The organism is Vibrio sp. SCSIO 43135 (assembly GCF_023716665.1).
GTDB lineage: Bacteria > Pseudomonadota > Gammaproteobacteria > Enterobacterales > Vibrionaceae > Vibrio > Vibrio paucivorans.
This window is the reverse complement of the sequence record NZ_CP071859.1, coordinates 2,274,942-2,289,685: the sequence shown is the minus strand read 5'-3', so window position 1 is coordinate 2,289,685 and position 14,744 is coordinate 2,274,942. Positions and strand designations below refer to the sequence as shown.

Below are 14,744 nucleotides of genomic sequence, written 5' to 3'. Positions count from 1 at the left end.
ATGTTTGAAATGGTGAATCGCTGGTATAAGCGCCGTTTTTCAGACCCACACGCGGTCAGCCTAGTGGCGATTCTGCTGTTTGGGTTTATTACCATCTACTTTTTTGGCAACTTGATCGCTCCATTGTTAGTCGCGATTGTGTTGGCTTACTTACTTGAGTGGCCAGTGACTCAGCTATCGCGCTTTGGTGTGCCGCGAACCTTATCGGTTATTTTGGTGATACTGACCTTCACTAGCGTCATGATTCTTGCGGTATTTGGGCTGGTTCCGACGATTTGGCAGCAGGTCGGCAACCTCATCAACGATATCCCAAATATGTATTCTGGCTTGCAGAACTTTATTGCTACCATTCCAGAGCGATACCCTGAACTCGCTAATTTGCAAATTGTCGAGTCATTGGCAACCAATGCAAAAGACCAAGTTATTGGTATGGGAGAAAGTGTTGTTAAGGGCTCTTTAGCTTCATTGGTCAGCATCGCCACATTGGCTGTTTACCTGATTCTTGTGCCGTTGTTGGTGTTCTTCCTGCTAAAAGACAAGCAAGAGATGATCTCCATGGCGAGCGGTATCTTGCCACGCAATCGTAAGTTGGCGACGCAGGTATGGCATGAGATGAACCAACAAATCTCAAATTACATCCGTGGTAAGGTGCTCGAGATCTTAATTGTTGGTGGGGTAAGTTACGTTACTTTCGCCATTCTTGACCTACGTTACTCAGTGTTACTTGCGGTCGCCGTTGGCTTCTCTGTGTTAATCCCTTATATCGGGGCAGCAGCGGTTACTGTGCCTGTGGCGATAGTTGGTTTGTTCCAATGGGGGTTAACACCACCTTTCTATTGGCTACTGATTGCTTACGGCATTATTCAAGCGTTGGACGGTAACGTGTTGGTGCCAATTTTGTTCTCTGAAGCGGTTAACCTACACCCAGTAGCGATTATTGTTGCCGTGTTGGTGTTCGGGGGACTTTGGGGATTCTGGGGTGTGTTCTTTGCGATTCCACTCGCAACTCTAGTTAAAGCAGTATGGAATGCATTGCCAGACTACGAGGAACACAACCCCACCTAATTGCATCTTATAAGCTATTGTTAAAAAGCTCTTTTGGTTGTTAATCAAAGGAGCTTTTTTTTATATCTGACCAACTGTACTACACTACTATTGAGTAAAAAATGTGTAAAAAAAGCTCATGTTTTTTGCAAGTCAGCCGATTTAGCGTATAACGTCTCAAAAAAAATTTAACAACGATAGAAGTCGCGAGAACCCATCTTACGTGACGAACGAGGAATACTATGAAATTTATGCATAAGGTTGTAGGGGCTGCTTCTGCGCTCTTGTTAACGACCGTTGCTTTGCTGTCTATCCACCAGATTAACACTGTCGAAAAAGAAGTAGGTAAACTGGTTCAGGGGGCATTTAAAGAATTAGTTGCTGGTGTACAAAGTACCGTTGTAGCGTCAATGTCTAAAAGTCGCTCATTAGCTGAAGCGACGCAAAGTGTTGTTGAGATCGCTCCACAAGACATGGATTACATCGAGAAAGTTATTCATTCACCAACTCTAATCAATAACTTTATTTCTGTTGGTGTGGGTTACGAAACCTCGAAAGATAAGTTTATTACCAACGATGATTGGATCCCAGATGCGAGCTACGATCCTCGTACACGTCCATGGTACCAGCGTGCTAAAGCAAGCGGCTCTATGGTGATTACTGAACCATATGTCGACGCATCAACTAAAGCGGTGATTATTTCAATTGGTGTGCCAATTCGCGATCAAGGTCAGTTTGTTGGTGCGATGTTCTTCGATGTAGAGCTAACTGGACTTGCGAAACTGGTTAACGCTATTGATTTGTTTGGTGCGGGTGAAATGTTCATTACAGCGGCAGACGGAACCATCATTGCCCACCCAACCGAAAGTCTAAACGGTACTAAGTTGGCGACTGTGATGCCTAGCGTTCAAGTGCAAGCTGGTCAAAGCGAGCATGTCATTGATGACAAACCAAGCATTGTTCACATGGAACAAGTTCCAGGTGAAAACTGGTATGTGGGTGCGGTGCTGGATAAAGAAAAAGCTTACCAAGCAGTATCGGCCTTGAAACGTGATTCGATGATTTATGCTGTCCTTGCCGTTGTAGCAAGTATTGCTGTCATGGTCTTCCTACTAAACTACCTAATGAAACCTCTGGGCGTGTTAGATGCGGCAATTAAAGATGTAGCGTCTGGCCAAGGTGATTTGACTAAGCGCTTAGATACCAATACTGATCCAGAGTTTGCAGAGCTAGCGAAAGGCTTTAATACCTTTACCGAACAGCTACAACAACAGATCACGCAATCGAAAGCGATTGGTGCTGAAATTATGCGTGGGACTGAAACGACCGTACAAGGTGCCGAGCAGTCGGCGGAAGCAATGCGCAGCCAGCTACAAGAATTGGAGCAGCTTGCAACGGCTATGCATGAAATGGCAGTAACAGCGACCGAAGTAGCAAACAATGCGCAAGGTGCGGCTTCTGCAGCGAAAGATGCCGATGACGCTACCGAGGTTGGCTCTCAAGTCGTAAATGAAACTACTATTTCGATCGATAACTTGTCGGCTCGTATTGACCAAGCTGTTGAAGAAGTTCATGGCCTTGAATCTGCGACTGCGAATATTGAAACGATCTTGAAAGTGATCAACGACATCGCTGACCAAACTAACTTGCTTGCGTTGAACGCTGCAATTGAGGCGGCTCGTGCTGGTGAGTCAGGTCGCGGTTTTGCGGTGGTAGCGGATGAAGTTCGTACTTTGGCTCAACGTACTCAAGAGTCAACGACTGAAATTCGTAGCATGATTGAGCAACTGCAAGCGGGTGCGAGCTCGGTATCAGCAGCGATGAACGAAAGTAAGACAACAGCTGTGGACGCGGTAGATAAAGCTCAAGCGGCAAATGCTTCCCTGCAGCGTATTCGTGATGCAATTCAACAGATTTCCGACATGAACCTACAAATCGCTTCTGCAGCAGAAGAACAAAGCTTGGTCGCAGAAGAAATCAACAACAATACTGTGAAAATTAAAGACCTGTCGACGCAAGTGGCAGAGTCTGCTGAGAATGCAAACATTGCAATGCAAGTTCAAACTGAGAATGTGCGTGAGCAAGATGCAATTCTTAACAAGTTCATTGTTTAAATCCTTGGACGGTATTCTCGAATAAGGACGTTGTTAAATATAAAACGCCAGTCTAATGACTGGCGCTTTTGTTTTTAGATGAAGGCACAGATGTGTTATCGCTCAATTAATACAGAACGACTTCGCAATCAGTGTTGGTTTGAGACTCAATTGAAGAAAGGCAGTATCAGGTTTTGCTGATACTGCCTTTTATTTTTAGAAGCAACTATACTTTTATTGATAAACCACTAAGTGCGCCAACAAATTGAAGAAAAATGACTTTAGAGATTTGTTATCAGGTCGATACAAAGTGCGAAGAATAACAATAATAAATGGCATATATATTAATCGAGGGAATCTATGAAATTTAGTCAGAAAATAGTTGCTGCATCTTCTGTCTTGCTACTTGTGACGGTGTCGTTACTTACTGCTAAGCAGTACTTCACTATGCAAGCTGAAGTGAAGAAACAAGTTGAATCCAGTGTGACAGAAATTGTGAATGGAGTGCGCGATACCGTCTCTTCAGAGATTGAAGGTCGAAAGTCAATTGCTGCTTACTCAACGAGTATGTTAGAGCTTGACCTTTCACCAAACAAAATTCGAGATGTAATTTCAAGACCTGTTGTTAAAGATACATTTTTACTTGCAGGAATAGGGTTTGAGAACGATGGTTCACATGTTAGTAATGACCCTAGCTGGGACCCAGGTGCAAGCTGGGATCCACGTGCCCGCCCGTGGTATATCGATGCAAAAAATGCAGGCAAATTGATCATCACCGCTCCTTATGCAGACTCTGCCACCAATGAAATATTGGTTTCTATAGCGACTCCGGTGCGAGATGCAGGTAAGTTTGTCGGAGCAATTTTCTATGACGTTAGCCTCGCTGGACTTGCAGATATCGTAAATAAGGTGAGTTTGTTTGATGCAGGGTACGTGTTTATTGTTTCTGGGGACGGAACAACGATAGCTCACCCTGACAAAGAAAAGAATGGTAAGCCGCTAAGCAGCTACATGCCCAATGCGGAAATTAAAGATAGTACACAGCATATGGAGCTGGATGGTGATTCCTATACGTTGAACTTTGCTGTAGTTCCAGGTGAAGACTGGTATGTGGGCGTCATTCTCGACGAAAGTATTGCTTACCAGTCAGTGAACGATTTACGAAGTAGCTCGATTGTTTACACCATTATTGCAGTGGTTATCAGTGTCGTCATATTGCTTGTATTGATTCGTTCTCTTATGCGCCCTCTTGGGACACTTAATGACGCCATTCAGGACGTAGCATCAGGTCAGGGCGATCTAACTAAACGTTTAGACACTAATACAGACGCAGAGTTTGCCGAGTTAGCCAAAGGCTTTAATACCTTTACAGAAACACTTCAGCAGCAAATTACTCAATCCAAAGCGATTGGTGCTGAGATTATGCGCGGTACTGAGGCAACCGTTCAGGGGGCGGAGCAATCAGCGGAAGCGATGCGCAGTCAGCTACATGAGTTGGAACAATTAGCGACGGCAATGCATGAGATGTCGGTGACGGCAACTGAAGTTGCAAACAATGCTCAAGGTGCAGCTTCTGCTGCGAAAGATGCCGATGACGCGACTGAAATGGGTTCTCAAGTCGTTAATGAAACCACGATTTCGATTGATAACCTTTCTGCACGTATCGACCAAGCTGTTGAAGAAGTTCATGGGCTAGAGTCAGCGACAGCGAACATTGAAACGATCTTGAAAGTCATCAACGACATCGCCGATCAAACCAACTTGCTTGCGTTGAATGCTGCGATTGAGGCAGCGCGTGCTGGTGAGTCAGGCCGAGGCTTTGCGGTAGTTGCAGACGAAGTTCGTACTTTGGCGCAACGTACTCAAGAGTCAACGACTGAAATTCGAAGCATGATTGAGCAGTTACAAGCGGGCGCAAGCTCGGTCTCGGCGGCGATGAACGAGAGCAAAACAACAGCGGTTGATGCGGTAGATAAAGCTCAAGCGGCAAACGCTTCTTTACAGCGTATCCGAGATTCAATCCAACAGATTTCAGACATGAACCTACAGATTGCTTCTGCAGCTGAAGAGCAGAGCTTGGTAGCGGAAGAGATCAACAACAATACGGTGAAGATCAAAGACCTATCGACTCAAGTGGCGGATTCTGCAGAGAACGCAAACATAGCGATGCAAGTTCAAACTGAAAACGTCCGTGAGCAAGACGCGATTCTGAACAAGTTTATCGTTTAGAGCTTGAATAGTATTATTGAACCGGATTGCCACTAAACTAAAAAGCGCCAGTCTAATGACTGGCGCTTTTATTTCAGCTCTAAACGACCTACTTTAGTAGTTGGTCATCATTCGGTTAGGCTTGCCTGTAACTATGCCCATATTAAATGATCTCTTGATTTTTAGCGAAGTCAAAGAGCACAAATAACATGGGTAGAAACATTAAGCTTCCACGTATTTTGAAGATGTCAATATCACATAGTGTGGACGCCAGAAATACCGTTCTAGGATCTTTAGAACAATGTAGGAAAAGAAGTATACCGGTGTATTAATGATTTACTAATCAACTTGGATGTGAAGTTGTTGAGTTGAAGGTAGAGGTTGATTAAGTGCGCTTAGTAGTAAAAGTTTCACCAAGTTATCCATAACCAAGTTGATGGGCGTATTGAAAGGTAAAATAGCCTTAAAACTCTTCAGTAAGTTTCCATATTTGAGGAAAAAGAAGCTTTGGGATAATCACTTTTGGCAACAGGGCTATTTTGTCGATGGCGTAGGAATTAATGAAGAAATCATTCGACGTTACGTGAGGCATCAGGAGAAGAAAGAGCGCGTGAAGCAACAACAATTAGCACTAGACTAAACAAAGGCTCCCTTTTAGGGGAAGCACACACAGCCACCTTTTTTGAAGTTGGTAATTTACTTAAAATCATTGAAAACGTGCTCAATCACACCTTCTTCACTGATTAGGAAACTGATGCGGTGTCAACCGAAAAATATTCGCCCAAGTCATTTGGATAAATTAAAATACACAAGCTTTGGGCACTATCTATAAACCACGTTTATGTTATCAACCTAGTAGATATTTTTGGAACGACCTTAACGATAGGAATTTGCATTACTTTTAGTCACATGAGTTTCCTCGAATTCTTTGTGAGAGAACTCGTATAAAACGCGTGGGTTCTGGTCTTTATTGTCACAAACCGTTTGGCAAAAACAGACGTCATGCTCATTTGCCACGGTGTTTGTGATAACATAGTAAGCTGTTTATGAAACTCTATGATACAATACTTACCTCTACAATGATATGCTCCCCTTTTGAATGAAACCTATGAAGAATTATATATATATATTAATTATTTTTATTGCTTTAATTTCTATTAATCCATTAAAAGAAATTTTTAGCGGGGTATCAATATACTTATACAGCTTAAATTTATTCTTTTTGTGGTCATCCTTAATTGTTTTATTTAAAAGCAATAAGTCAAAGCAACTAGTTTTAATGTCATCTGTTATATCTTTCTTTTTTATTTATGCTTATTCGAAAAGTATAAGTTCGAATGTAAATATTGATTTTGTTATTTTTGTAACATCTTCATTAGCATTTCTATGCGTAATAAGTTGTTTGCTTATGTCGCTTGAAAAGCCATACTCAATAGTTAAGTTTCCTATGCTGTTGATATATATATTTATCTCAATTATTTCAATATTTCTTGTTGGATACTATAAAACTTCAGGTGTGATAAATACAGATGGGGTTTATGCGATACTTCAATCAAACATAGGTGAGTCTATAAGCTTTGTTGTTGATAATATTAATGTTGGCTATCTTATTTTCTTAATATTATCGTTTATTACTTTTGTATTTTTTGTTACGATAATATTTAAAGTTAGGTCTCATACGGTTGACAGTAAAGTTAAAATACTGTTGATAATTGTTTTCTCCCTGTTTATGAGTATGTCTTATAATAAAGAGACATTAAAAGATATTAGAGTTATTAAGTCGTACTATGATATGTATCATAAGGAACTTTCTTTATTCGAATCTGCTAGGGAAAAATTTTCAGTCGCCTCTTTCGATGCTACATCATCAAGTGAGCCTGAATTACATGTGGTCGTTATTGGTGAAGCATTGGCCAGGTATAATATGTCATCCTATGGCTATGCTTCAGAAACAACGCCGTGGATAAGTTCCTCTGATGGTATTGTTTACACACAAGCTTATTCAAATCATACACATACAATGCCTTCTTTGTCCTTAGCTTTGACGAGTTCTAATCAGTACAACAGTAAGAAATACTACGAATCCCCTTCAATTATTCAGATTGCTAATGAAGCAGGGTTTAATACAGCTTGGTTTAGCAATCAATTGAAAATGGGTAAGCACGATAACGTTGTTAGTATTATCTCTGACAGTGCCGATTACCAAAAATTCATTACCCATGGGACAATTGGTAGGACAAGTAAAAGGAAGCACCTAGATAAGGACATGCTTCCAGAGATTAGAAAATACTTATCAATGGTTAATGAGAGTGAAAGTACAGTTATTTTTGTTCATATGATGGGTAGTCATGGGTCTTATTGTGATAGAACAAAAGGTCAGCAGGTAAAACTAGAGAAGCAAGAGCCATTTGTTTATGTTAATAAACAAGACTACTGCTATGATAGAAGTGTAAAGTATACTGATGAATTTTTATCTGAACTATATGATATGGTCAGAGATAAGAGTAACTTTAAAACTCTAACGTTTTTCTCTGACCATGGTGAAGATGTTTTTAATAAGTTAGGACATAATTCTGCAAAATTCACAGAGTACATGTCAGAAATACCACTAATAATTTGGGGATCAGATGGTTTAGATTCTGATATAAAAAAGGTACTTGATAGTAATAAAGATGAAGTGTTTACAAATGATCTTATTTTTGATTATTTAATTGGTGTTATGAATATTGATACAGATTTGTACAAAGAAAGTAATAGCATTGCTAGTTCTTTATTTGGTATTGATAAACCTAAGACGTTACATGGGAAGATTAATATTTCAGAATTGCCATCTCAGTTGACAAAGGCAAATGTGGCTAATAATGAAAAGGTTATGGCACATAGAGTTAACACAGTTGGTGCTCTTATCGATGCTAAGAAACAAGAGTTTAACCGTATAGAATTTGACGCCCTATATGATGGTAAAAATATTGTTTTAGGTCACGATAATAACACTTTGGTTGGAATCACTCTTAAGGACTATCTAGAGTACGAAAATCAAAGTTTTGAACAGATCTGGATAGACTTTAAAAACTTGAACGACAACAACTTTGCTTCCGTTTTCAATGAGCTTAATGAGCTGGATGAGAAATTTGACATAAAGAGAAGGGCTCTTTTTGAAACGTCATTTCGGGGAGATAAGCTAAAAGAATTGTCTTTAAGTGGTTGGAATACGAGTTATTATTTACCTACTAAAAAGCTTGTCGATTATCAATCAATTGACGGTATTGCCGACTTTAATAGACAGTTAATAGCGCAGATAAAATCGCAACACCTATCCTCCTTAAGTTTTAATTATAGAGTTTATGATTATATAGTGAACAGCCTTACTATAGATGCAGTAAAGGAGTTGGATATAGAACTCAATACTTGGTTATCTTTAAATACATCAGATAAAGACTTCCAGATTAAGTTTGATTCTATCCCGATCACCTCTGATCCATTGGTTAACAATGTAATAGTTCAGTATCCAACGCGATTCAAGAAGTAGTCTTGCTTGACGATGAAGGTTAGATATAAATTGACTCTAGAAAATATGAAAGTATCGAGGTAAATCACTAGTGTTTGCGGGCTTATATACATTGAGTTATTGTTTGGGAAACCAACACAATTCAAATGTCCGTGAGCACTAGCTACTTGCAGCTAAAGTACTTGACCGTTTCTCTATGATGTTCTTTAGTTATTAAGCTGTTCGATTTATGCATAACCCTCTATTTCTAGCTTTTGTCCGTGCAGTTCCCAAAACTGTAACGGCTTTAGATATGGTGGTACGACTCTAATTACCAAAGCTTCTCTACAAATATTCGAGATTTAACGCCGCGGAGAATGCAAACATCGCGATGCAAGTTCAAACTGAAAACGTCCGTGAGCAAGATGCTATTCTGAATACGTTTATCGTTTAGAGCTTCAATAGCATTATTGAACCGGGTTGCCACTAAACAAAAAAGCGCCAGTCTAATGACTGGCGCTTTTATTTTAACCGAAGAAGTGCTTATGCGTTTTCGTTTAAGTAATTTAAAACCACTTCGTGGTGAGTTTTAGTTTTAAACTTGTTGAAAACATGTTCAATCACGCCTTCTTCATTGATTAGGAAGCTGATGCGGTGCAGGCCATCGTATACCTTGCCCATAAATTTCTTCTCGCCCCAAACACCGAACTGGTCCGCAATAGCGTGGTCTTCGTCAGACAGCAAAGTGAAGTTTAGGTTATCACGCTCGATAAACTTACCTAAGCGTTTTACCGGGTCGATACTCACACCTAGAACCACAACATTATGAGCATCTAGCTCTGCTTTCGTATCGCGAAGCCCTTGAGCTTGCACGGTACAGCCTGGAGTCATGGCTTTAGGGTAGAAGTAGAACAACACTTTTTTACCCGCGAAGTCGCTAAGGGAAACGGTGTTGCCGTCTTGATCTAATAGAGAAAATGCTGGAGCTGGCGTACCTGCTGTCAACGTATTCATTGCGATTCCTTTTTATAGACTGTTTTTTATAAAGTTGAGCGAGCCTTGAACATCAAGGGATTGGCAAAGTGCATCAAATTCTTCTTGGAGTTGCATCAAGTTACAGCCAGAGTCCACGGAGGCGGTAAGAGCAATATGGAATTGGTCTTTCTCTGATTGAACTTTTGATTTGCTGATGGTTTGAGCACTTAAAGAGCCGAGGCCGATATCTTTATCGGCGAAAAACTGAGTGAATTTTTCAGTGAGTCCTACTTGGTCATCTGACTCTACAAACACTTCTATGGTGTAGGCATTGTCGATAAGATCGTGCGTTGAGGTACGCTTCATCATCGTGATGAGGTCGTGTTCTTGACCAAGTAAAGGGAGAGTGGTTTCGACGCGAGAAATGCCATTAGCATTCCCTGAAAGCAACATGATAAGCGTAAACTCATTGCCAAACAGGGCAATACGGCTATCAACAATGTTACACCCCGACTGGGTCACTAAATGGACAACCTGATTGCAGATGCCTGGGCGATCCGTACCGACCGCGGTGATGACGAGATGTTGGGTCATATGTTTGCTTATTTGATGTGGTCATTAATAAGCATGTTAGCACAGTTGTAGCGGAGAAAAACGCGAGGCCAAGCCTTTTTATTGTGTATCACATGAGCTAATGACGTCACGCTGACAAGACAACCAAATATGGCGGTATAACTGATGGCGATCTTGGCGATTCATGCCAAACCTCTAACATCTGATAATTATTCACTCATTTAGGTGATTTAAGCGAGTTTATTTCCTTGTGTTTATCAATCGCCTTACAGTACCATGCAAAAAGAATCAATATAGGGAGAAAGACATGTTTTCAGGAAGTATAGTGGCGTTAATCACACCGTTTAACTCAGACGGTGAAGTAGATTTCATCAGCCTGAAAAAGCTGGTGGATTTTCACGTGGCAGCTGGTTCAGACGGTATTGTTGCGGTCGGAACAACAGGCGAGTCCGCAACGCTAACCATTGAAGAGCATGTCAAGGTAGTCACTAAAGCGGTCGAGTTTGCGGATGGTCGAATTCCAATTATTGCGGGAACAGGCGCTAATGCAACTCACGAGTCTGTGACATTTAGCCGTTTGCTGAACAACTCTGGTATCGCTGGTTGCCTAAGCGTAACACCGTACTACAACAAACCAACTCAAGAAGGTTTGTACCAGCACTACAAAGCCATCGCAGAAGAAAGCGATGTACCTCAGATTTTGTATAATGTACCTGGCCGTACAGCGGTAGACCTACACCCAGATACGGTTGCACGCCTTGCTGAGATCGAAAACATCGTTGCACTGAAAGATGCGACAGGTGATTTAAGCAGAATTGCAACTCACCGTGAACTTTGTGGCGAAGATTTTATCTTACTAAGTGGTGATGACAGTACTGGTCTTGAATTCGTTAGACAAGGTGGTCACGGTGTTATCTCTGTGACAAACAATATTGCTGCTGAAGATATGGCGACAATGTTCCGCTTAGCAAAAGAAGGCAAGTGGGAAGAAGCAGAGATCATCAATCAACGCATTATGCCACTGCACAAAAACTTGTTTGTCGAATCAAGCCCAATCCCAGTGAAATGGGCTGCACACAAAATGGGTCTCATTGCTGACGGTAGCTTGCGTCTTCCTTTGACTGAGCTTTCAGAGCAAGCGAAGCCTATCGTTGCACAAGCGATGACAGAAGCGTGCATTTACTAATGTTTGTGTAGCCAGAGCGTATATGCTCTGGCTCTTTTAGGAGTTTCAATGAAGTTTTCTAATCAGCTAGTTATCAGTTCACTAGCTGTTTTTGTTTTGAGCGCATGTTCTAGTGATCCGTCTCAACGTCGTCAGGCGAAAGACGATTTCGAATATCTGAACACAGCCGATATGCAAGAGTGGACGCTACCTGAAGGCGTTGATGTACAAACCTATCCTAACTACCAGATCCCTGAAGGGGAGTTCACTGGTGGTATTGGTAAGGAAGTGGATATTCGTCCACCTCAACAAGTGCTGGAGTTGATTCCGGGCGCTCGTGCGGAACGCCAAAATAGTGAAACGACCTTATGGCTGCTACGCAAAGAAGAGATGGATAAAGTGTGGCAAACCACACTAACCATGTTAAGTGAACGCAAGATCAACCTGTTGGAAAACTCAGAAAACCGAATTGAAACCGATTGGGTTAGCTGGGTATCAGAAGATGAGGATGTGAAGATCGGTAGCCGCTACGAGATGACTCGAGTAGAAGCAAATAACCGTTACGGGTTTAAGATTTCACTTATCGATTGGCGCGAAGGCGGTAAAGAGATGCCTGTCTCTACCACCAACAAAGAGCGTTACAATGCGTTAATGACCAACTTAGTAACAGCTCGATACGATCTCGACTTGAGAGAAGAAGCGCAGCGTAAAGCGCAAGAGCTAGTGAAAACTATCCCAATTACAATGGGTACCGACCGCAGTGGCTTCCCAGTTATTATCGCTCGTACTCCATATAACGTACTTTGGCCACGCTTGCCTGAAATCCTGAATCGAATGGGATTCACCATTGAAGGTCGTAACCAATCTCAAGGTACAATTACAGCTAAGTACGCGGAACCAGATAGTGAATTCTGGGAAGGCGTGGGTGTGAAGCCTTATGATTTACAAGGTCTTAACTATACTTTCCTATTTGGTGACCTAGGTAACCGTACTTCAATCAACATTACTGATGTTAACGGTAAGCCAGTTGAAGAGCAGATACTGAAAGATATGGTACCAGTCCTGGCAGCAATGGCAGACAAAGAGTCGAAGTAAAAGCGATTCACATACGAATAAAAAAGGGACTATCTAGTCCCTTTTTTCGTTTTCTTCTTCTGCGCGCCTAGCTTTATCGAGTTCGTTGAGTCGATCGAGCTGATCCTTTTTTTCCATCTGACCAAATTTCATTTTTGCCGTGTATTTCAAAGCCGCGATGTTACCGACAATGATTCCCACCACGATGATCGAGATGACCCAAGGGTTAGTAAGTAGTTCCATTACAACTTCACCTGATTTACGTTGCTAATGTATTGATTGTAGATCTGTTGTAGCTGAGAGAGAACACTTTCGAGCCCCAAAATGGGAGCCGCATGTAGTTGCTGCTCAAGAATATCGAGGGTCAACAGAGATAAACAAGTATGGCTGGTTTCCACATGACTAATATGCCATGGCTCGATGGCTACTCCTCCACGGTCTAGATCGTAGGGAAAATAAAAGCCAAATTTCGACAGGTTATCACTGAGCCACAGATAAAACTCTTTTTGGTGGCCGGTTTGGTATTCCCATGGCTCAAGCTGTAGCCGAACTCCTTCGGGAAGAGCGCTTCTATCAAAAACATCAAACTCACAACCCCAATGATGACGACTCGCTCCCGGAAGGGCAGACCAGCGCAGTATTGCCATTACGCGCTCATGTTCGGAAAGTTGTTCGATAGGAATGGGTTTGCTGTTGGAATCTAGAATCGGGCTGACGCCAGACATTTTATTATTCCAGATTTCAGATTGTCTCTGATAACTTCGAAATCCACTGGCGATGTTGAAATTAAAGCCAGCTGCATCAGCGGCTGACTTCAATGCCAGTAGATCTTGGCTGACTTGCTCATGGACCAGAAACTCCTTTTGACCAACTAGAGTCGGCGTTAGGTGGGTCTGAACTTGTCCAGTCAGTTGTTCAGGAGTCATAGGTCCCTCAGTGAGCAAAATCGCCCTTGTTACCTTAGAAGGTTCTCTAGTGTTTTTTGGTACATGTCAGTGAGCTTTTCTAGGTCTGGCACACTGACACACTCGTTTACTTTATGGATGGTTGCGTTGACTGGGCCTAGCTCGACCACTTGAGCACCCATTCTAGCGATGAATCGGCCATCCGATGTACCGCCAGTTGTCAGTAATTCCGGCTTCTTGTGATTGACTTCATCGACAGCTTTGACCACCGCTTCTAGTAAGTCTCCCGTTCCAGTTAGGAATGGGTGACCGCTTAGCGTCCATTTTAAATCGTAATCTAAACCGTGAGCATCGAGTGTAGAGTGAACTCGGCGTTTGATCTCTTCATCTGTCAGCTCTGTACTGAAACGGAAGTTGAACTGAACATCAAACTCACCAGGAATGACGTTAGATGCGCCAGTGCCTGACTGTAGGTTTGGGATCTGGAAGCTTGTCGGTGGGAAAAACTCATTACCATCATCCCATTTTGTCGCAGCAAGCTCTGCTAAAGCAGGTAGAGCTTGGTGTACAGGGTTATTGGCAAGGTGTGGGTAGGCAACATGGCCTTGCGTGCCTTTTACGCGCAAGTCGCCGGTAATAGAGCCGCGACGGCCGTTTTTCACTACATCGCCGACTGCGTGGGTACTGGACGGTTCACCCACAATACACATATCGATTTTCTCATCACGAGCCATGAGTGTATCAACCACGCGGGTTGTGCCGTTAATGAACGGGCCTTCTTCATCGGAGGTGATTAAGAAGGCAATTGAACCTTTGTGGTCAGGGTTTTCGGCAATGAATTGTTCCACTGCAACAACCATACATGCAAGCGAGCCTTTCATATCTGCTGCGCCACGGCCATGCAGATGGTCATCGATAATGGTTGGTTCGAAAGGAGGTGTGTGCCACTGTTCACGTGGTCCAGCTGGCACCACATCAGTGTGGCCTGCAAAAGCAAATAGTGGTGCTTCGTTGCCACGACGAGCCCAGAAATTTGTGGTGTCTTCAAACACCATCACTTCAATTTCAAACCCCAGCGCTTTTAGGCGATCAATCATCACCTCTTGGCAGCCAGCATCTTCTGGAGTTACGGATTGGCGGCTGATGAGGTCTTTTGCGAGAGCCAAAGTCGGGCTATCTGTCATCCTTGAATTCCTTTAAATAGTCATTAGTTGAATAGA

General features: G+C 42.3%; 11 protein-coding genes and 1 pseudogene. 7 read left to right on the top strand and 5 right to left on the bottom strand.

The genetic code is table 11. The features are described 5' to 3' along the window. The 5 genes and pseudogenes from J4N42_RS10140 (at position 1) to J4N42_RS10115 (ending at position 8,874) form a co-directional block, all read left to right on the top strand. The gene (locus J4N42_RS10140) at positions 1-1,065 is read left to right on the top strand and encodes an AI-2E family transporter (protein WP_252027758.1); all 1,065 of its coding nucleotides are present in this window, start codon (positions 1-3) and stop codon (positions 1,063-1,065) included. A 221-nt stretch (positions 1,066-1,286) separates the two neighbouring features. Continuing rightward, a complete protein-coding gene (locus tag J4N42_RS10135; RefSeq protein WP_252027757.1) occupies positions 1,287-3,158 on the top strand; it encodes a methyl-accepting chemotaxis protein in 1,872 nt (623 codons plus the stop codon). Positions 3,159-3,497: 339 nt separating this feature from the next. Beyond that, the gene (locus tag J4N42_RS10130) at positions 3,498-5,366 is read left to right on the top strand and encodes a methyl-accepting chemotaxis protein (protein ID WP_252027756.1); all 1,869 of its coding nucleotides are present in this window, start codon (positions 3,498-3,500) and stop codon (positions 5,364-5,366) included. Between the two features lie 237 nt (positions 5,367-5,603). Continuing rightward, positions 5,604-5,985: pseudogene (gene tnpA / locus J4N42_RS10125) on the top strand (IS200/IS605 family transposase). A 468-nt stretch (positions 5,986-6,453) separates the two neighbouring features. After that, entirely contained in the window at positions 6,454-8,874 is a 2,421-nt protein-coding gene (locus tag J4N42_RS10115; protein WP_252027755.1) for a phosphoethanolamine transferase, read from the top strand. A 501-nt stretch (positions 8,875-9,375) separates the two neighbouring features. Here the strand turns inward: J4N42_RS10115 and bcp are convergent. Then, entirely contained in the window at positions 9,376-9,846 is a 471-nt protein-coding gene (bcp, locus tag J4N42_RS10110) for a thioredoxin-dependent thiol peroxidase (RefSeq protein WP_252027754.1), read from the bottom strand. Between the two features lie 12 nt (positions 9,847-9,858). Continuing rightward, complete coding sequence (locus tag J4N42_RS10105; RefSeq protein ID WP_252027753.1) at positions 9,859-10,401, bottom strand: glycine cleavage system transcriptional repressor; 543 nt, start codon at positions 10,399-10,401, stop codon at positions 9,859-9,861. Between the two features lie 286 nt (positions 10,402-10,687). Between J4N42_RS10105 and dapA the strand changes: the two genes are divergently transcribed. Together dapA and bamC are read left to right on the top strand one after the other, a co-directional pair. Then, positions 10,688-11,566: a 4-hydroxy-tetrahydrodipicolinate synthase gene (gene dapA / locus J4N42_RS10100; RefSeq protein ID WP_252027752.1), complete on the top strand. Its 879-nt coding sequence runs from the start codon at positions 10,688-10,690 to the stop codon at positions 11,564-11,566. Between the two features lie 48 nt (positions 11,567-11,614). Continuing rightward, positions 11,615-12,640, top strand: coding sequence for an outer membrane protein assembly factor BamC (bamC, locus tag J4N42_RS10095; RefSeq protein ID WP_252027751.1), 1,026 nt, complete (start codon positions 11,615-11,617; stop codon positions 12,638-12,640). A 33-nt stretch (positions 12,641-12,673) separates the two neighbouring features. Here the strand turns inward: bamC and J4N42_RS10090 are convergent, their stop codons facing one another. From J4N42_RS10090 to dapE, 3 genes are read right to left on the bottom strand one after another with little or no spacing between them, the layout of a single operon-like run. Further along, positions 12,674-12,862 carry a DUF2897 family protein gene (locus tag J4N42_RS10090; RefSeq protein ID WP_252027750.1) on the bottom strand — a complete coding sequence of 63 codons (189 nt, stop codon included), beginning with the start codon at positions 12,860-12,862 and terminating at the stop codon, positions 12,674-12,676. Then, entirely contained in the window at positions 12,862-13,545 is a 684-nt protein-coding gene (locus tag J4N42_RS10085) for a M15 family metallopeptidase (protein ID WP_252027749.1), read from the bottom strand. Before J4N42_RS10085 ends, J4N42_RS10090 begins: the two co-directional genes overlap by 1 nt. Positions 13,546-13,574: 29 nt before the next feature. Further along, on the bottom strand, positions 13,575-14,708 hold the full coding sequence (dapE, locus tag J4N42_RS10080) for a succinyl-diaminopimelate desuccinylase (protein WP_252027748.1): 1,134 nt from the start codon (positions 14,706-14,708) through the stop codon (positions 13,575-13,577). Between the last annotated feature and the right edge of the window lie 36 nt (positions 14,709-14,744).